This window comes from Streptomyces pallidus (ex Mingjun et al. 2026) (assembly GCF_051550185.1).
Lineage (GTDB): Bacteria > Actinomycetota > Actinomycetes > Streptomycetales > Streptomycetaceae > Streptomyces.
In genome coordinates, this window is sequence record NZ_CP196181.1 from 4,252,989 (window position 1) to 4,269,897 (window position 16,909).

The window sequence follows — 16,909 nt, forward strand, 5'->3', positions numbered from 1 at the left end:
CCGGACGTGACTCCCCGGAGGGGGCGGTGGGCGAGAGCGCCCGCCGCCCCCTCCGCCGTACCCGCGCACCCCCGTGGCGCGGGTGGCGGGCTCACAGGCCGGAGAGGAACTTCTCCACGGCGGCGTGGAAGGCGTCCGGCCGGGTGAAGGGGACGAAGTGGTCCCCTTCGACGGCCTCGTACGCGGTGTCCGGGCGGCGCGCGACCATGGCGTCGGCCGTGGCCTGCGGGAGGCTCGCGCTGTGGGTGGCGTGGATCAGCAGGGCGGGGCAGTGGCTGCCGAGCCAGGCGTCCCAGTGGTCTCCGCGGACCCCGGCGATGGCGTCGAGCACGTCCTGCGGGTGGAAGGGCAGCCGCCAGCCGGTCCCGTCGGGCAGCGGGCGCAGGGCCGGGGCGACGAACTGCGAGCCGACCGGCCCGGCGGCTTCGAGGAGTTCCTCCCGGGTGGCGGCGGTGTAGCGCATGGTGTGCAGGAACTCGAACCCGGCGGGGGCCTGCCCGGCTCCGGGGGCTCCTGCGAGCGGGACCTCGACGGTGGACTCGGCGTTGATCAGCGCGGAGATCCGGCCGGGGTGGGCTGCGGCGAGGTGGGCGGCGTTGATCCCGCCCAGCGAGTAGCCGAGGACGGGCAGCGGGGCGTCGAGGCCGAGGTGGTCGAGGAGGGCGACGGCGTCGGCGACGAACCCTTCCGTGCGGTAGTGCGGGGCGCGGTCGGAGTCGCCGTGGCCCCGCTGGTCCGGGGCGATGACCCGCCACCGGCCGGCGAGTGCGGCGGCCAGGCCGTCGAAGGCGGCGCCTTCGGAGAGGCCGCCGTGGAGCGCGAGCAGGGGGCGCCCGGTGCCTCCGGAGTCCAGGTACGACAGAGCGCGGCCGTCGATGGTCAGCGTGTTGCGCATGCTTTCGGTTCTCCCCGTGTCGTCGTGCACGTACTGGGTGCCGCACGTTCGGGTGCGGCGTGTGCGGGTGCTGCTCGTACTGCGGTGACGGCATGAGCCTGCCACCGTTTGGGCGCTTGCGCAATACGTTTGTTTTGCGCACTTGCGCAAAACGGGGCGCGGATACGATCCCGCCATGGGAAATCGCGAGGACCTGCTGGCCGGAGCGCGCCGCTGCCTGGAGGAGAAGGGCTATCTGCGCACCACGGTGCGGGACATCGCCGCGGCGTCGAAGGTGAGCATGGCCGCGATCGGCTACCACTTCGGCTCCCGCGAGGCGTTGCTCAACCAGGCACTGTTCGCCGCCATGGACGAATGGTCCGCCGGCTCCGGCCGGCTCACCGGGCAGGGCGACACCGCCGAGGAGCGGTACGCGGACACCTGGGACCGCAAGATCCGGGACTTCGGCGAGATGCGCTGGCTGTGGCTCGCCTCGGTGGAGGCCTTCGTCCACGCGCAGTCCTCGCCCGAGCTGCTCGCCCTACTCGCCGAGAGCCAGCGCAAGAACCGGCGGATGGTGGCCGCGGTGCTGCGCGGGGTGCCGGTGCAGGAAGTCTCCGAGGAGGACGTGGCCAGTCTGGGCGCGCTGCACATCGCGCTGCTCAGCGGGGTGATGGTGCAGGCCCTCACCGACCCGGAGGGGGCGCCGACCGGGCAGGGGCTCGCCCGTGGGCTGCGCGCCATGGTGGAGCTGCTCGGCGAACCGGCGGCTACCGATGGGTAGTAACCCCCGGTCCCGCACGCCATAATCCGGTCCCACCAACGGGACCGGCAAAGGGGCTGGGATGGCTGCGGATCGTCGGACGTTTCTGGTCGGGGCGGTGGCGGTGGGCGCGGGCGCGGCCCTCGCGCTGGGCGGGGCACCCGCCTCCGCACACGCGGGCGGCGTACCCGCCTCCGCACGCGAACTCGGCACCCAGGACTGGATGGCCGCACTCGCCGACTCCACGGCCCTGCAGCGGATGACGATCCCGGGCACCCACGACTCCGGCGCCCGCCAGGGCGGGCTCTACGTCGCCTGCCAGAACACCTCGATCGCCGAACAGCTCGACTCCGGCATCCGCTTCCTCGACGTGCGCTGCCGGGTGACGGGCGGCTCGTTCGCCATCCACCACGGCTCCTTCTACCAGGGCCTGATGTTCGGAGACGTGCTCGTCGCCTGCCGTGACTTCCTCGCCGCCCACCCCCGAGAGACGGTCCTGATGCGGGTGAGACAGGAGTACTCCACGGAGGGCGACGCCGTTTTCCGCGCCGTCTTCGACGACTACCTCGACCGGCGCGGCTGGCGGCCGTTGTTCCGGATCGCCGACACCCTGCCCACCCTCGGCCGGGCCCGCGGCGCGGTCGTGCTCCTCGCCGACAACGGCGGCCTGCCCGGCCTGCGGTACGGCGACGGCAGCGTCTTCGACGTCCAGGACGACTGGAACGCGGAGCCCTTCGCCAAGCGCGGCCTGATCGAGAACCACTTCCGCAAGGCCGTCCAGCAGCCCGGCAGGCTCTTCGTGAACCACACCAGCACCTCGGCCTACCTGCCGCCGCGCTGGAACTCCGACCGCCTCAACCCGCAGGTGCACGCCTTCGTCGACGGCGCCGAGCTGGCCGGCCGGACCGGGCTCGGCATCGTCCCCATGGACTTCCCTAACACCCGCTCCGGCCTGGTCGCCTCACTGATCCGCCACAACTGACGCCATCGCGGCCGCCCCGGCCGCCTCGGCCGCCGCCGCGGGGGGTGGTGTCGGCGCGCCGGGGATCCGCAGCACCGCCTCCGTGCCCGGGCCGCCGTCGCGCGGGGCCCGCAGCTCGGCGGTGCCGCCCGCGCGCTGCACCGTACGGGCCACGATGGACAGGCCGAGCCCGCTGCCGGGCAGCGCCCGGGCCGACGAGGACCGCCAGAACCGCTCGAACACGTGCGGCAGGTCCTCGGCGGGCACACCGGGCCCGCGGTCCCGTACGGTCAGCCCGCCCGCCCGCAGGGCGACGGAGACGACCCCGCCCGGCGGGCTGAACTTCACCGCGTTGTCCAACACGTTGACCACGGCCCGCTCCAGCGCCGACGCCTCGCCCCGCACGTACCAGGGCTCCAGCGCGGACTCGAAGACCAGCTCCGGGCCGCGCAGCCGAGCCCGTGACAGGGCGCTGTCGGTGACCTCGTGCAGGGCCACGACCTCCAACCGGGCGCGCGGGCCCGCGTCCGGCCGCGACAGCTCCTGGAGGTCGCCGATCAGCGAGGCCAGCTCCGTCATCTGCGCCTTGACCGAGGCCAGCAGCTCCCGCCGGTCCTCGGCCGGGATGGCCCGGCCGGTCTCCTCGCTGCGCGCCAGCAGCTCGATGTTGGTCCGCAGCGAGGTCAGCGGCGTGCGCAGCTCGTGGCCGGCGTCGGCGATGAGCCGGGCCTGCCGTTCCCGGGAGGAGGCGAGGGCCGCCGTCATGGAGTTGAACGACCGGGACAGGCGGGCGATCTCGTCGTCGCCCTCGTCGGGGATCCGCACGGTCAGGTCCTCGGTCCGGGCGATGTGCTCGACCGCCCCGGTCAGCTCGTCCACCGGCCGCAGCCCGGTCCGGGCCACCCACAGGCCGGCCGCGCCCGCACCGACCGCACCGACCCCGCAGACCAGCAGCAGCACCCAGGTCAGCGTGGACAGCGGTTTGTCTATGTCGGCCAGCGGCTTGGCCACGGAGATCCCGAAGACCTGCGAGTCCGGCTGGGCCTGCGCCTGGAAGGTGTAGACCCGCATCCGGGCCCCGGAGGCGGTCCGCACGTCGTGCAGCGCGTTCGGCCGCTGCCCGGTGGCGACGTCCCGGTCGGCCGGCACCACGGGCAGGTCGGTCCGGCCGCCCACCCAGCAGTGCGCGCCGTTCGGCAGGACGATCTGCACGGTCGCGTTGAGGTTCCCGGCGATCTCGGGGGCCGGCCGGGCGGGTGCGCTGACGCAGATCCCGTTGCGCAGGGTCTGCACGACCTCCGCGGACGGGTTCGTCGCGACCAGCGCGCGGTCCAGTTGCTCGCTCAGCTGCGTGCGCACCATCACCCACGACACCGCGGCCACGGCCGCGACGGCCACCGCCACCGCCAACGTCACCAGCAGGGCGAGCCGGGAGCGCAGCGGCAGTCCGCGGAACCGGGCCGCCGGGCTCATTCCGAACCTCCGGAATCACCGGCTCCGGACGTGCGCAGGACGTACCCGACGCCGCGTACGGTGTGGACGAGGCGGGGCTCGCCGGCGGCCTCGGTCTTGCGGCGCAGGTACATCACGTACACGTCCAGGGAGTTGGAACTGGGCTCGAAGTCGAAGCCCCACACGGTCTTGAGGATCTGCTCGCGCGTGAGCACCTGCCGCGGGTGCGCCAGGAACATCTCCAGCAGCGTGAACTCGGTCCGGGTCAGCTCCACCGGGCGCGCGGCCCGGGTCACCTCGCGGGTCGCGAGGTCCATCCGCAGGTCCCCGAAGACGAGGTGGTTCCCGGGCTCCTGGGCCGGTCCGGGCACGGGAGCGGCGTACGCGCTGCGCCGCAGCAGGGCCCGGACGCGGGCGAAGAGCTCGTCCAGCTCGAAGGGCTTGACCAGGTAGTCGTCGGCGCCCGCGTCGAGGCCGGTGACCCGGTCGCCGACGGTGTCGCGGGCGGTGAGCATCAGGATCGGGGTGGTGCTCCCGCCGGCGCGCAGCCGGCGGGCCGCGGTCAGGCCGTCCATGCGGGGCATCTGGACGTCGAGGACGATCAGGTCGGGGGCGTACGCGCCCGCCTTGTCGAGGGCGTCGAGTCCGTCGACGGCGGTCTGCGCCGCGTACCCCTCGAAGGCGAGGCTGCGGCGCAGGGCCTCCCGTACGGCGGGCTCGTCGTCGACGACGAGGATGCGCTGCTGGTCGCCTTCGACGGGCTTCATACGGTCCCCCAGGGGTGGTGTGCGGCGGTCGGCGGCCGGCGGCGGGCGGCCGGCGGTGCCTTCCAGCGTCGCACGGCCCGCCGGCTAGAAGACCGTGCCGAAGCCGTCGGCGGAATCACTTCCACCGCTCCCGCCGCTGCCGCCCTTGCGGAGGGCGTCCAGATCGGCCTTGATCGTGTTCACCGGGATGGCGAAGCCGAGGCCCACGCTGCCGGCGGCGGAGGTGTCGGTGGCGGGCGAGTAGATCGCGGACGGCATCCCGATGATCTCGCCGTTCATGTTGACGAGGGCGCCGCCGGAGTTGCCGGGATTGAGGGAGGCGTCCGTCTGGATGGCCTTGTAGGAGGTGGTGTTCGAGCCGGTGTTCCCGTTGAACTGGCGGCCGTCGAACGAGAACGGCCAGCCGCCCTCGCCGCCGCGCTGCCGCTGCGGCGCCTGCTCCGACTTGGGCACGTTGACCTCGCGGTTCAGCGCCGAGACGATGCCGCTGGTGACCGTGCCGGTGAGGCGGTCCGGGGAGCCGATCGCGACGACCTGCTCGCCGACCCGGACGCCGTCGGAGTTGCCGAGCCGGACGGGCTTGAGGCCGGACGCGCCCTGGAGCTTGATCAGCGCGAGGTCCTTGTCCGGGTCCGTGCCGACGATCTTCGCCGGGAACTTCCGGCCGTCGTGCAGCGTGACCTGGATCTCGGACGCGCCGCTGACCACGTGGTTGTTGGTGGCGATCTCGCCGTCGGCGGTGAGGACGAAGCCGGAGCCGGTGCCCTGGCCCGACCCGGTACGGGTGTCGATCCGCACGACGGAGGGGCTGACCTGCTCGGCGACCCCGGCGACCGTACCGCTGTTGGACTGCGAGACCACCGTGCCGTTGAAGCCGCCCGGGGCCCCCGCCCGGTCGCCGAGCAGCTGCTGCACCAGCGCGGCGGTGCCGCCGCCGATGACCGCCGCCGCGATCGCGACGGCGGCGAGCAGCGCCACCGGGCGCTTGGCCCGGGCGGCGTGCGCCGGCCCCTCGGGCGCGGGGGCCGCAGGGTCGGCCGGGGGAGCGCTCTCGCCGCCGATCACCGCCGGTCGGTGAGCCTCGAACCACCCGGGCGCCGGGCCGTCGGCAACGGGCGGGTACGCCGGCGGCGGCGGGTAGGACCCGCCGGACCCGTCGAGGGGCGCGCTCGGGGACGTGCTGTACTCCTGCGGGTACCCGCCCTCGCGGCGGAAGCTCTCGGTCATGCCTATGACTCTGTCCGCGGATCATGAGAGCTTTCTGAGTGCCCGCTGAGAAGCCCGACAGAACCTTGTATGCCCGATATAAGGACGGCCCCGCCCTGCCGCAGGCGGCGGGGCGGGGCCGGACGAAGCCGTCAGAGGCAGCCGCAGGAGCGGCGGATCACCAGCGCCGACGGGAACTGCTTGAGCCGCTCCCGGCGAGAGCCCGACACCCGCAGCCCGTCGTCGAGGACCAGGTCCACGGCGGCGCGCGCCATCGCCGGGCGGTCCGAGGCGACGGTGGTCAGCGGCGGGTCCGTCAGCGCCGCCTCCTTCACGTCGTCGAACCCGGCGACCGCCAGCTCCCCGGGCACGTCGATCCGCAGCTCCCGGGCGGCCCGCAGCACGCCGATGGCCTGGTCGTCGGTGGCGCAGAAGATGGCCGGCGGGCGGTCGGGGCCCGACAGGACCTCCAGCGCCACCCGGTAGGCGTCGTAGCGGTTGTACGGGGCCTCGATCAGGCGGCCCTCCACCGACCGGCCCGACTCCAGCATGGCCCGGCGCCAGCCCTCGACGTGGTCGGCGACGGGGTCGCCGACCGACGGGGTGTTCTCGATGCCGCCGATGCAGGCGACGTACTCGTGCCCGTGTTCGAGGAGGTGGCGGGTGGCGAGCTGGGCGCCGCCGATGTCGTCGGTGACCACCGCGACGTCGTCGATGGCCTCGGGACGCTCGTGCAGCAGCACGACCCGGGCGTCCCAGGCCTCGATCTCGGAGGCGGCCCGCTCGCTCATGCCCTGGCTGACCAGGATCAGACCGGACACCCGCATGCCGAGGAAGGCGCGCAGGTAGTGGACCTCGCGCTCGTCCCGGTAGTCGGAGTTCCCGACCAGCACCATCTTCCCGCGCTCGGCGGCCGCCTGTTCGACCGCGTGCGCCATCTCCGCGAAGAAGGGCTGGCGCGCGTCCGGAACGATCATGCCTATGAGGTCCGTGCGCCGGGACGCCATCGCCTGGGCGACCCGGTCCGGGCGATAGCCCAGCTCCTTGATCGCGGCGAGGACACGCTCGCGCGTGGCCGGGGCGACCGGCCGGGGTCCGTTGTTGATGACGTAGCTCACGACGGCGGTTGAAGTACCCGCAAGTCGCGCCACATCATCCCGCGTCACCTTGGCCACGCAGGGAGTCTACGCGGGGTGACCGTGCTCTGGGCAGGGCATCCTGCGGAGTGCACGGTCACACTGGCTTCCGCCGTACGGGGGACGGCCCCCTAGGCGTCGGCCGCTACCTGCGCGGCCGCCCGGTCCGCGGCCTCCCCCGCGCCCCGTTCGGCCTTCTCCGGTGTGACGAAACGGTAGCCCACGTTCCGTACGGTGCCGATGAGCGATTCGTGCTCCGGACCGAGCTTCGCGCGCAGCCGCCGGACGTGGACGTCCACCGTCCGGGTGCCGCCGAAGTAGTCGTAGCCCCAGACCTCCTGGAGCAGCTGGGCCCGGGTGAAGACCCGGCCCGGGTGCTGGGCGAGGTACTTGAGGAGCTCGAACTCCTTGAAGGTGAGGTCCAGGATCCGGCCCTTCAGCTTCGCCGAGTACGTCGCCTCGTCCACCGAGAGGTCCCCGTTGCGGATCTCCATGGGGGAGTCGTCGGCGCCCAGCTGCTGGCGGCCGGTGGCCAGCCGCAGCCGCGCCTCGACCTCGGCGGGGCCCGCGGTGTCGAGGAGGACGTCGTCGATGCCCCAGTCGGCGGTGACGGCCGCCAGGCCGCCCTCGGTGACGACGAGGATCAGCGGGCAGCCCGGCCCCGTCGAGCGCAGCAGCTGGCACAGCGACCGCACCTGCGGCAGGTCCCGGCGGCCGTCGACGAGGATGACGTCCGCCCCGGGGGTGTCGACGAGGGCCGGGCCCTCGGCGGGGGCCACCCGCACGTTGTGCAGCAGCAGGCCGAGGGCCGGCAGCACCTCGGTGGACGGCTGGAGGGCGTTGGTCAGCAGCAGGAGGGAGCTCATGCCCGACCCCCTGCCCGGGTCGGTCGGTGGTGCACGGTTCGCTGGTCCGTCACGTCGGTTCCTCCTCGGTCCCGTCGAGGACTTTCGCGGTACTGCTTCGTACGGGGTGCGTGCCGGGCGCGGCGCTGTGCCCCGTGCCCGGTCGCTGCGGGCGTCGGCCGGTCCCCGCGCCCCGGGAGCCGGTCCGGCGCCTTTGTTCTCGTTCCGTTCAACGTACTGAAAGCACAAAAGGACCCGGGGGCAACGTTGCCCGGATCCTTCGCCAGCAGAATAGCCCACCTGCCGACGCCCGGCCGAGGCTTCGGGATCGCACCTTCTGTGGTTCGCGCCACCCCCGGAACCAGCGTATGCCCCGGTTTCGGAGGATCGGCGGGCTTCCGGAAGCCGGTCGTGGGCCGTCCGGGTGCACTCCGGGCGCACCCCGGGGGCGTCCGGAGCGCGCGGAGGGACGCGGGAGCAGGGGCCGGGAGGGGCCATCATGGAGGCCGACGGTAGGTAGCCGACGATAGGAGCTGCAGTGGCAACCGGAACCATCCGCTACTGGGCGGCGGCCAAAGCCGCGGCCCACACGGCGGAGGAGCCGTACTCGGCGCGGACACTGGCCGAGGCACTCGACGCGGTGCGGGAACGCCACCCCGGGGAGCTGACCCGGGTCCTGCTGCGCTGCTCCTTCCTCGTGAACGACGAACCCGTGGGCAAGCGCCCGCACGATGCCGTCCTGCTGACCGAGGGGGGCACCGTCGAGGTGCTCCCGCCGTTCGCGGGCGGGTGAGCGGAAACCGATGAGCACTCCCGAGGAACAGCAGCAGCAGGCCGGGCAGGCCGGCCAGCAGCCGCAGGACCCGTACGCGACGCAGACCTGGCAGTCGGACACCTGGGACACCAGCTACCAGCCGGTGCACCGGCCCGCCGAGCCGGTGCAGCCGCAGCAGTCCGCGGCGCCCGAGGGGTGGTTCCGGGACCAGGCCACCGCCGCTCCGGCGGCCGCGCCCGGGCAGGCCCCGGCCCCGGCGCCGGGCGGTGACTGGGCGGAGGCCGGCTACCCGACGCCGTACCCCGGCCAGGCCGACCCGCTGCACCAGCCGCAGCACCAGTTCCAGCCGCAGCCCCAGCCTCAGCAGTACCAGCAGCCGATGCCGCCCCAGGCGCGGGCGTACCAGGCGCAGGCGCACCAGGCTTCCGTGGCGCCCGAGGGATGGTTCCGCGACGAGGCCCCGGCCGCGCAGGCTCCGGCCGCGGCCGCCCCGGCCGCCGCGCCCGAGCACGACTGGGCCGCCGAGACCGCCTACCTCCCGCCGGTGCCGCAGAACGCCGCTGCCGAGACGGCGTACCTGCCGCCCGTGCCGGCCGCGCAGCAGCCGGTGCAGCCGCAGCAGAGCGCGGCGGCCGCTGCCGAGACGGCGTACCTCCCGCCGGTGACGGACAGCGCCGCCGAGACGGCGTACCTCCCGCCGGTCACGGAGAACGCCGCCGCCGAGACGGCGTACCTCCCGCCGGTCACGGAGAGCGGCGTCCCGGAGGGCTGGTTCCGGGACGCGGCACCCGCTCCCGCGACCCACGCCCCCGCCGCCCCGACCGCTCCCGCCGAGGCCTGGGCGGAGACCACCGCCTACCTGCCTCCGCAGGCCGCCCCGCAGCCCGTGCGGCCGGCCGCGGCCGGCTCCGAAGCGGCGCCCGCCGCCGCGCCCGGTCGGCACGCCGCTCCCGCCCCCGGCGGGCCCGCCGACCCGGCCGGGGAGCCCGAGTGGTCCCCGCCCACCCTCGGCGGCAACACCATGCGCGCGGTCGACCCGGCCCAGGCCCGCGCCGAGGGCCGCTCGCCGATCATCGACCCCGGTCCGCAGTCGGCGGTGCTGACCGCCGCGCTCGGGCTGCTGCTCGCCGTCGCCGCCATAGCCGGCGACTACGCCCTGCTCCTGCCGCTGATCGCCCTCCAGGGCCTCACCGCGGCCGGCTGGTTCCGGCTCAACGGCATGTGGCCCGCCCGCCAGGGCATCGCCCTCGCCTTCGCCGGAGCCCTCGTCGCGGACGCCGCCGTGCTCGCGGTGGACGACACGTACGGCGCCGGCGCGATCATCGGCACCCTCGGCGTGTGGGTGCTGCTCACGCTGGTCCTCCAGTTGCGCAGCCAGGCCGACCCCGACGAGCGGATGTACGGCCTGATGGCCTCGGTGGCCTCCGCCGCCCTCGCCATCGTCTGCACCGGCTACCTGGCCGCCGACTCCGCCGCCGTGACGGTCGGCGCGGCGGCCGTCGCGGTCGCCGTGTTCGTCCGGGCGCTGCCCCTGCCGCCGCTGCCGTCCGCCGGTGTGTCGGTGGCCGCGGCCGCCGGTGCGGGCGTCGCGGTCGGCGGGCTGACCTCCGTCGGGGCGGGCGGGGCGCTGCTCGGCCTGGCCGCCGGGGTGGGTGCGCTGATCGGCCTGCGCGTGGCCGCGTACGACTACCCGTCGAAGTTCGTGCACATGACGGCCGGTGTGGCGCTGCCGCTGGCCGCCGCCGCTCCCGCCGTCTACCTGATGGGACGGGTGGTGGGCTGAGGCCCGGGCAGGAACCGTGGGACACGCGTCACGGAGGCCGTCGGCATCGCTGACGGCCTCCGTACGTCTGTACATGGTCAACTAGAGGCGGACGTACCGGTCTACAGGGGGGAGAGACGCGTGCGATTCCTGCGTTTCGTCGTGATCGTCGTCGTGGTGCTGGGCGCGCTGGCCGCCGGGGCGGACCGCTGGGCGGTCGGCTACGCCGAGAACAGGCTCGCCGAGCGAATACGGGCGCAGTCGGGGCTCGCCGGGTCCGCCGAGGTGGAGATCCACGGCTTCCCGTTCCTGACCCAGGCGCTGAGCCGCGAGCTCGACCGGGTCGACGTCCGGCTGGACGGCGTCGACGCCGTCGCGGACGGCCGCAAGACGCGGCTCTCGCAGCTCCGGGCGAGCTTTCGCGGAGTGCGGCTGAACGGGGACTACAGCGGGGGCACCGCCCGGAACGCGACGGGCTCGGCGCTGATCACGTACCCGGACCTGACCGCCGCCTCGCAGACCGGGGCGAAGCTCACCTACGGAGGGGCGCCGGGCAAGGTGAAGGTGACCGCGTCCGCGGAGGTCCTGGGCAGGACGTTCACCCGCAGCGTGGTGTCGACCGTCGAGCTCGTCGACGCGAAGGGCGGCGGGAACGGCAAGGGCGGCGCCAAGACGGTCCGGGTACGGGCCGACGAGGTGCCCGGGGAGGGCATCCCCGGTATCGAGGCCGCGATCCGCAAGAAGACCGACTTCGAGCGGCGCCTCGACGACGGGCTGCCGGCCGGGCTGCGGCTGACCGGGCTGACCGCGGACGAGGCCGGGGTGCACCTGGAGCTGAGCGGCTCGGACGTGTCGCTGGCCGGATCGTGAGACGGGAAGGTCCGATCCGTAGAAGGACGGGCCGCGCGCAGGCCCCGGCGGGGTGCGGGGAGGTCGTCCGGGGGGTTTGCCATCCCGCGATCCGGACGTTCCTGTCTCGATATATGACACACCGGTGACAGGGCGGCCCGTTCGTCCCTACGATCCAGGCATGAAGCATCAGCAGGCGGACCTCACGAAGCGACGGGCAGTAGACCTGTGTCGCGTCGCCGCCATGCTCTGTCGATCCATGTGACCTGAGAGCGCATCCGCTCCACCAGTTCGGACGACCGTCCCTTCCCGCGTGACCGCGTGCAGCCCTTCCTCCCTGTCCACTGACGCCTCCCCGCGCAGTGTCCACGGGAGCGCTCCGCGCCGCCCGCAGCAGCACCCGCACCGCCCCGCCGCACACTGCCCCGGAGGAGAACACCATGAGCCGCAGCGACGTCCTCGTTGACGCCGACTGGGTCGAGGCCCACCTGAACGACGCCGACGTCGTCATCGTCGAGGTGGACGAGGACACGTCCGCCTACGACAAGAACCACATCACCGGCGCCGTCCGGATCGACTGGAAGAAGGACCTCCAGGACCCGGTCCGCCGTGACTTCGTGGACCAGGAGGGCTTCGAGAAGCTGCTGTCCGCCAAGGGCATCTCCAACGACGACACCGTCGTCCTCTACGGCGGCAACAACAACTGGTTCGCGTCCTACGCATACTGGTACTTCAAGCTGTACGGCCACCGGGACGTCCGCCTCCTCGACGGCGGCCGCAAGAAGTGGGAGCTGGACTCCCGCGACCTGGTCGACGGCTCCGAGGTCCCCAACCGCCCGGCCACCGAGTACAAGGCGAAGCCCCAGGACACCTCGATCCGCGCCTTCCGCGACGACGTCGTGGCCGCGATCGGCTCCCTGAACCTGGTCGACGTCCGCTCGCCCGACGAGTTCTCCGGCAAGCTGCTCGCCCCGGCGCACCTTCCGCAGGAGCAGTCGCAGCGTCCCGGCCACGTGCCGTCGGCCCGCAACATCCCGTGGTCGAAGAACGCCAACGACGACGGCACCTTCAAGTCCGACGAGGAGCTCAAGGCCCTCTACGAGACCGAGCAGGTCGACCTGGCGAAGGACACCATCGCCTACTGCCGCATCGGCGAGCGCTCCGCGCTGACGTGGTTCGTGCTCCACGAGCTCCTGGGCCAGGAGAACGTCAAGAACTACGACGGTTCGTGGACCGAGTACGGCTCCCTGGTCGGCGTGCCGATCGAGCTGGGCGCCAACAAGTAATCCCGGGCACGCGACGCCCAGCAGAACCACTTCTCGAGGACAGGACAGAGGAACATGTGCGGAGCACAGATCGGCGGACCGGACCTTTCCACGCTCAAGCCCGGTGAGACGGCCATCCAGGGACAGGTGACCAAGGACGGCGAGCCCGTCAGCGGCTACGTGCGGCTGCTCGACTCGACCGGCGAGTTCACCGCGGAGGTCCCGACCTCGGCGACCGGCCAGTTCCGCTTCTACGCGGCGACCGGTACCTGGACGCTGCGGGCGCTCGTCCCGGGTGCCCAGGCGGACCGCGCCGTGGTCGTTTCCGAGGCCGGCGGCGTGACGGACGTGGCGATCGCGGTCTGACCGCCACCGCTCCTGCCACCGGCGCTGCCACGGGCAGCCGCCGGTGGCCCGCGAACCGGCCGAAGGGCCGCACCCCAGGGGGTTGGACGCCACTGGAGCGGGGTGCGGCCCTTCGTGCCGTCCCGCTGTCGTGCGGGCCGTCCCCGGTCCTACGCTGGAGGCATGTACGCCCGGCGGCGCCGCGTCTACTTCCTCCTCATGGGCGGATGCCTCTTCCTCTTCGTCTCCGCCTGGTCCTTCGTGCGCCTGTTCTCGGTCGAGGCGGCCGTGGCCCTGTGCGTGGTCGCCATGGTCATCCCGCCGGTCGCCGCCATGGTCGCGAACCGGCGCGGCCCGGACGACCGCTGGTGGGACGACCCCTCGGGCGATCCGAAGTCCGACGAGTGGTGGGACGAACTCGACGGAAAGCGGCGCCGGGACGAATGACTTTCCGCCAGCGCGGAACACAATGCACTTCCGTACAACCGTTCCCCTCCGGTACATGTCAAGACTGCGCGGGTGATCACCCGCGTGGACAGTCCGTGGGGGACACTCTTGCAACATGAACAGACCGCTTCCGAGCTGCGCGAACAGACCACCGCGCACGGAGCGGGCACCCGCCGCCGAGGCCGCCGTACCGCCCTGCTGATCGCCGGCGGGGCCGCGCTCGGAATCCTCGCCGGCACGGTCACCGGGTACGCCGTCCAGTACGGCCGCCCGCCGACGCCGCTGCCGCCGCTGGCCCAGCAGAAGCTGAAGACCCCGAAGGCGCTCGCGCCCGACGCCGGCACCACGCGCGAGACCGTCAACGCCAACCGCCGCCACAAGACGGACGGCGACATCAGCAAGCTGCTGGTCGAGACGCCGGGCGGCGCCAAGGCCCTCGGCGCGGGCTACCAGAGTCTGGACGTCTTCGCGGTCGGCTTCGAGCAGCCGGACAAGGCCCTGAGTAGCTTCGCGGAGGATGGGGTCCGGCGGATCGCCGCCACGGCCTGGTCCCAGGACGACCGCGTCTTCGTCGACGTGCGGCTGATCCAGTTCCGCGACCGGACGGGCGCGGACGTCTACCAGCACGCGCAGGCCGAGCTCATGCCGCGCAAGGAGTACGCGGGCAACCCCGGCGTGGCCATCCCGGGCACCCCCGCCGACCTCGGGCACGTGTGGGTGGACTCCGAGGCCGACCAGAAGCCGGGGTACCACCCCGTGCGCGGAGCCCGCGCCATCGCCCGCCGGGGCGACATCGTCATGGAGATCGACTACTTCGACAACCGCGGCAAGGTCGCGGAGAGCGATGTCGTCGACCTGGCCAAGCGACAGTTGGAGCGACTGTGACCGAGCCGCTGAACACGGACGTCCCGAAGGCCGGCGAAGGGGCCGCGCCCGGTGCCGCGGCCGGCGCCGGGCGCCGGAGCGGGCGCAGGGCCGCGGCCCTGGTCGCGGGAGCCGTCGGCATCGCCGTCCTCGCGGGCGGCGGGATCGCGGCGTCCGCCGCGCTGGAGAAGGCCGACCGGACCGTGCCGACCCGCTACTGGGTCGCCGAGGGCGAGCACCCCGCGGCCCCGGAGGAGCCCGCCCCCGTCCCGGCGGGCGAGCTGTCCGGGAAGCTGCTGCCGGTCCCGTCCGGCTTCTCGCTCGGCCCCGACCTGGGGCAGGACGGCAACGACTTCTCCGTCGCCGGCGACAAGGCCGTGCAGGGTTTCAAGGACGCCCGCGGCGGGCTGTCCAGTGGCGCCCGCAAGCAGCGCGACGAGGTGCTGGAGGGTCTGAAGCTCAGGGGCCTCGCGGGCCGGAGCTACACCAGGAGCGGCGGCACGGCCGTCTACTCGGTCCGCATCATGCAGGCCGACCCCCAGGCCGTCGGCAAGTTCTCCGAGGTCACGAAGAAGCTGCTGGAGCTGACGGGCGACGGTCGGGGCGCCCCTGCGGTGGAGGGCCACCCGGAGGCCAAGTGCGTGCTGCTGGCCATCGGCGAGGAGAAGCAGGAGAAGATCGACTCGATGGACTGCGTGGCCGTCCAGGGGGACGTCCTGGTCAACTTCCGCGCGTTCGGGCCCAAGCCCTTCTCGCCCACGGACGCCGTCTCCTTCTTCAAGAACCAGCTGAGCCACCTGAAGTCCCCCGGGGAGTCCGTGTGACCGAGCACCACACCACCGACACGGCCACGCAGGGGCCCCAGCCCGCCGCCGAGCCGCCCGCCGCCGAGCCGCCCGCCGCCGAGCCGCCCGCCGCCGAGCCGTCCGCGAGCCCGGGCCGGCGCAGGACGGGCACGGCACTGCGGTGGCTCGCCGCGATCGTCGCCTTCGCCGCCTTCGGGACAGGGACCGCGTACGGGATCAGCCGGGCCGAGCGCACCGACCTGCCCGGTCTCGCCACCGCTGGAGACGGCCGCTGGGACTACCCGACCCTCGCCAAGCCCACCCTGGCTCCCGGCGCACCGCAGCCCTTCGCCTCCGACGACGAGGACGGCATCCACTACGCCGCGCTGTTCCAACTGCTCCTGCCGACGCCGGCCGGGTCCGCCCCGGACCGGGAGCTCAAGGTGGAGCAGGACCAGAAGGTGTCCGAGGACACCTTCCTGGAGGAGTTCGAGCCCACCGTCCGACCGAAGATGAAGCAGGAGTTCACCGACGAGGGCCTGCGCCAGATCGTCGGCCGCGGCTGGACCATGCCCGACGGCACCCGGACCCGCGTCTACCTGCTGCGTTTCGCCTCCTCCGGGTTCGCGGAGAGCCGCGAGCGGTGCGGCATCAACATGAACGTGAAGGGCGTCAACCGGATCGACGAGGACGAGGACTGGACCAAGGTCGCGCTCGTGCAGCCGCGGCCGGAGCGCGGCTCGCTGGAACTGTTCGCCGAGGCGGCGCCGGTCGGCGACGAGGAGGTGCGGATCGGGTGCGTCCAGGCGGGTGACGTGCAGGCCGCGGTGTTCCAGAGCCGCAAGGGGGCAGTGGCGGCCGTCCCGTTCCACCAGACGGTGATCCTGCAGAGCCAGCTGCTGGGCTGAGGGGCCCGCGGCCCGCCCCGCGGCTCCGCCCGGCCCGCCGCCGGACGCCGCGCCGCGCCGGAGACGACGGCTGCGGCCTACCTCACGGAGTGCGCCGGCCCCCAGGCCAGTAGGCTTGGGGACCGGCCCCGTACCCGCCACCCGAAACCTCCGAGGAGCACCCCGTGCTTGAGGCATTCTTCACCTCTCTGCTGGTCCTGGTCTGCGTCGGCGTCATGGCCTTCACCGGCCTGGCCGTGAAGAAGCTGTACCAGGGCCAGCGCTGATCCTTCGATCGGCCGCCCCACGGACCACCGGAATCCCCCTCCCAGAGATCGCCTGAGCAGCCACCCATGATCCAGATCCCGTCCGACCTGAACCCCGGCCTCGTCCCCCTCGCCTTCCTCCTCGGCACCTGGGAGGGCGCGGGCGTCTTCGACTTCCCCGGCGAGGAGAAGTGCAACTTCGGCCAGGAAGTCGTCTTCACCCACGACGGCCGGGACTTCCTGGAGTACACCTCCCGCACCTGGGCCCTCGACGCCGGGGGCAAGAAGGTGCGGCCGCTGGAGTCGGAGTCCGGCTACTGGCGCATCGACCAGCACCGCAAGGTCGAGGTCGTCATGGTCCGCGACCAGGGCGTCATCGAGGTCTGGTACGGCGAGCTCGCCGACAAGAAGCCCCAGATCGACCTGGCCACGGACGCGGTCGCCCGCACCGCCGGCGCCAGCCCGTACAGCGGCGGCAAGCGGCTCTACGGCTACGTCAAGAGCGACCTGATGTGGGTCGGCGAGAAGGCCACCCCGGACGTCGAGCTGCGCCCCTACATGTCGGCCCAGCTCAAGAAGGTCGTCACGCCCGAGGAGGTCGCCGAGATGGCGCGCAACCTCCCGGACATGCCGGACGACGGCATCGCGTTCTTCCGCTGA

General features: G+C 73.3%; 18 protein-coding genes. 12 read left to right on the plus strand and 6 right to left on the minus strand.

Annotation, left to right across the window (positions count from 1 at the left end; all coding sequences use genetic code 11):
- Positions 1-91: 91 nt before the first annotated feature.
- Positions 92-895 carry an alpha/beta fold hydrolase gene (locus tag ACSHWO_RS18755; protein ID WP_438313228.1) on the minus strand — a complete coding sequence of 268 codons (804 nt, stop codon included), beginning with the start codon at positions 893-895 and terminating at the stop codon, positions 92-94.
- A gap of 175 nt (positions 896-1,070) precedes the next feature.
- On the opposite strand from ACSHWO_RS18755, the gene ACSHWO_RS18760 reads away from it, so the two are divergent.
- Together ACSHWO_RS18760 and ACSHWO_RS18765 are read left to right on the plus strand one after the other, a co-directional pair.
- Positions 1,071-1,658 (plus strand): TetR/AcrR family transcriptional regulator, encoded by a 588-nt coding sequence (locus ACSHWO_RS18760; protein ID WP_361095050.1) that lies wholly within the window; start codon positions 1,071-1,073, stop codon positions 1,656-1,658.
- 61 nt (positions 1,659-1,719) lie between these two features.
- Positions 1,720-2,619, plus strand: coding sequence for a phosphatidylinositol-specific phospholipase C (locus ACSHWO_RS18765; RefSeq protein WP_438313230.1), 900 nt, complete (start codon positions 1,720-1,722; stop codon positions 2,617-2,619).
- Here ACSHWO_RS18765 and ACSHWO_RS18770 read toward each other — a convergent pair.
- The 5 genes from ACSHWO_RS18770 to ACSHWO_RS18790 all read right to left on the minus strand — a co-directional run bounded on the left by ACSHWO_RS18770 (position 2,599) and on the right by ACSHWO_RS18790 (position 8,025).
- Positions 2,599-4,071 carry a sensor histidine kinase gene (locus ACSHWO_RS18770; protein ID WP_385840669.1) on the minus strand — a complete coding sequence of 491 codons (1,473 nt, stop codon included), beginning with the start codon at positions 4,069-4,071 and terminating at the stop codon, positions 2,599-2,601. The genes ACSHWO_RS18765 and ACSHWO_RS18770 overlap by 21 nt on opposite strands.
- On the minus strand, positions 4,068-4,817 hold the full coding sequence (locus ACSHWO_RS18775; protein WP_385840675.1) for a response regulator transcription factor: 750 nt from the start codon (positions 4,815-4,817) through the stop codon (positions 4,068-4,070). Before ACSHWO_RS18775 ends, ACSHWO_RS18770 begins: the two co-directional genes overlap by 4 nt.
- Positions 4,818-4,901: 84 nt before the next feature.
- Positions 4,902-6,044 carry a S1C family serine protease gene (locus ACSHWO_RS18780; protein ID WP_438313233.1) on the minus strand — a complete coding sequence of 381 codons (1,143 nt, stop codon included), beginning with the start codon at positions 6,042-6,044 and terminating at the stop codon, positions 4,902-4,904.
- A 131-nt stretch (positions 6,045-6,175) separates the two neighbouring features.
- The gene (locus ACSHWO_RS18785; protein ID WP_361095035.1) at positions 6,176-7,198 is read right to left on the minus strand and encodes a LacI family DNA-binding transcriptional regulator; all 1,023 of its coding nucleotides are present in this window, start codon (positions 7,196-7,198) and stop codon (positions 6,176-6,178) included.
- Between the two features lie 92 nt (positions 7,199-7,290).
- Positions 7,291-8,025, minus strand: coding sequence for a response regulator transcription factor (locus ACSHWO_RS18790; protein ID WP_438313236.1), 735 nt, complete (start codon positions 8,023-8,025; stop codon positions 7,291-7,293).
- Between the two features lie 517 nt (positions 8,026-8,542).
- On the opposite strand from ACSHWO_RS18790, the gene ACSHWO_RS18795 reads away from it, so the two are divergent.
- The 10 genes from ACSHWO_RS18795 (at position 8,543) to ACSHWO_RS18840 (ending at position 16,909) form a co-directional block, all read left to right on the plus strand.
- Positions 8,543-8,797: a MoaD/ThiS family protein gene (locus ACSHWO_RS18795; protein ID WP_179173447.1), complete on the plus strand. Its 255-nt coding sequence runs from the start codon at positions 8,543-8,545 to the stop codon at positions 8,795-8,797.
- A 10-nt stretch (positions 8,798-8,807) separates the two neighbouring features.
- Positions 8,808-10,562, plus strand: a complete 1,755-nt coding sequence (locus tag ACSHWO_RS18800; protein WP_438313238.1) for a hypothetical protein — start codon at positions 8,808-8,810, stop codon at positions 10,560-10,562.
- Between the two features lie 120 nt (positions 10,563-10,682).
- Positions 10,683-11,411 carry an LmeA family phospholipid-binding protein gene (locus ACSHWO_RS18805; protein WP_438313240.1) on the plus strand — a complete coding sequence of 243 codons (729 nt, stop codon included), beginning with the start codon at positions 10,683-10,685 and terminating at the stop codon, positions 11,409-11,411.
- Positions 11,412-11,830: 419 nt separating this feature from the next.
- Positions 11,831-12,676: a sulfurtransferase gene (locus ACSHWO_RS18810; protein ID WP_438313242.1), complete on the plus strand. Its 846-nt coding sequence runs from the start codon at positions 11,831-11,833 to the stop codon at positions 12,674-12,676.
- 54 nt (positions 12,677-12,730) lie between these two features.
- Entirely contained in the window at positions 12,731-13,021 is a 291-nt protein-coding gene (locus tag ACSHWO_RS18815) for a DUF1416 domain-containing protein (RefSeq protein ID WP_361095020.1), read from the plus strand.
- Between the two features lie 162 nt (positions 13,022-13,183).
- Positions 13,184-13,447: a DUF3099 domain-containing protein gene (locus ACSHWO_RS18820; protein ID WP_361095017.1), complete on the plus strand. Its 264-nt coding sequence runs from the start codon at positions 13,184-13,186 to the stop codon at positions 13,445-13,447.
- Positions 13,448-13,555: 108 nt separating this feature from the next.
- A complete protein-coding gene (locus tag ACSHWO_RS18825; protein WP_438313245.1) occupies positions 13,556-14,332 on the plus strand; it encodes a hypothetical protein in 777 nt (258 codons plus the stop codon).
- The gene (locus ACSHWO_RS18830; RefSeq protein ID WP_438313247.1) at positions 14,329-15,135 is read left to right on the plus strand and encodes a hypothetical protein; all 807 of its coding nucleotides are present in this window, start codon (positions 14,329-14,331) and stop codon (positions 15,133-15,135) included. The genes ACSHWO_RS18825 and ACSHWO_RS18830 overlap by 4 nt, the downstream gene beginning before the upstream one ends.
- Positions 15,132-16,004 carry a hypothetical protein gene (locus ACSHWO_RS18835; RefSeq protein ID WP_438313249.1) on the plus strand — a complete coding sequence of 291 codons (873 nt, stop codon included), beginning with the start codon at positions 15,132-15,134 and terminating at the stop codon, positions 16,002-16,004. The genes ACSHWO_RS18830 and ACSHWO_RS18835 overlap by 4 nt, the downstream gene beginning before the upstream one ends.
- Before the next feature lie 332 nt (positions 16,005-16,336).
- Positions 16,337-16,909 carry an FABP family protein gene (locus ACSHWO_RS18840; protein ID WP_438313251.1) on the plus strand — a complete coding sequence of 191 codons (573 nt, stop codon included), beginning with the start codon at positions 16,337-16,339 and terminating at the stop codon, positions 16,907-16,909.

Coding starts and splice junctions, on each gene's coding strand:
- ACSHWO_RS18760 (WP_361095050.1), top strand. CDS start 1,071: ATGGGAAATCGCGAGGACCTGCTGGCCGGAGCGCGCCGCTGCCTGGAG.
- ACSHWO_RS18765 (WP_438313230.1), top strand. CDS start 1,720: ATGGCTGCGGATCGTCGGACGTTTCTGGTCGGGGCGGTGGCGGTGGGC.
- ACSHWO_RS18820 (WP_361095017.1), top strand. CDS start 13,184: ATGTACGCCCGGCGGCGCCGCGTCTACTTCCTCCTCATGGGCGGATGC.
- ACSHWO_RS18840 (WP_438313251.1), top strand. CDS start 16,337: ATGATCCAGATCCCGTCCGACCTGAACCCCGGCCTCGTCCCCCTCGCC.
- ACSHWO_RS18755 (WP_438313228.1), bottom strand. CDS start 895: ATGCGCAACACGCTGACCATCGACGGCCGCGCTCTGTCGTACCTGGAC.
- ACSHWO_RS18775 (WP_385840675.1), bottom strand. CDS start 4,817: ATGAAGCCCGTCGAAGGCGACCAGCAGCGCATCCTCGTCGTCGACGAC.
- ACSHWO_RS18815 (WP_361095020.1), top strand. CDS start 12,731: ATGTGCGGAGCACAGATCGGCGGACCGGACCTTTCCACGCTCAAGCCC.
- ACSHWO_RS18800 (WP_438313238.1), top strand. CDS start 8,808: ATGAGCACTCCCGAGGAACAGCAGCAGCAGGCCGGGCAGGCCGGCCAG.
- ACSHWO_RS18790 (WP_438313236.1), bottom strand. CDS start 8,025: ATGAGCTCCCTCCTGCTGCTGACCAACGCCCTCCAGCCGTCCACCGAG.
- ACSHWO_RS18770 (WP_385840669.1), bottom strand. CDS start 4,071: ATGAGCCCGGCGGCCCGGTTCCGCGGACTGCCGCTGCGCTCCCGGCTC.
- ACSHWO_RS18780 (WP_438313233.1), bottom strand. CDS start 6,044: ATGACCGAGAGCTTCCGCCGCGAGGGCGGGTACCCGCAGGAGTACAGC.
- ACSHWO_RS18810 (WP_438313242.1), top strand. CDS start 11,831: ATGAGCCGCAGCGACGTCCTCGTTGACGCCGACTGGGTCGAGGCCCAC.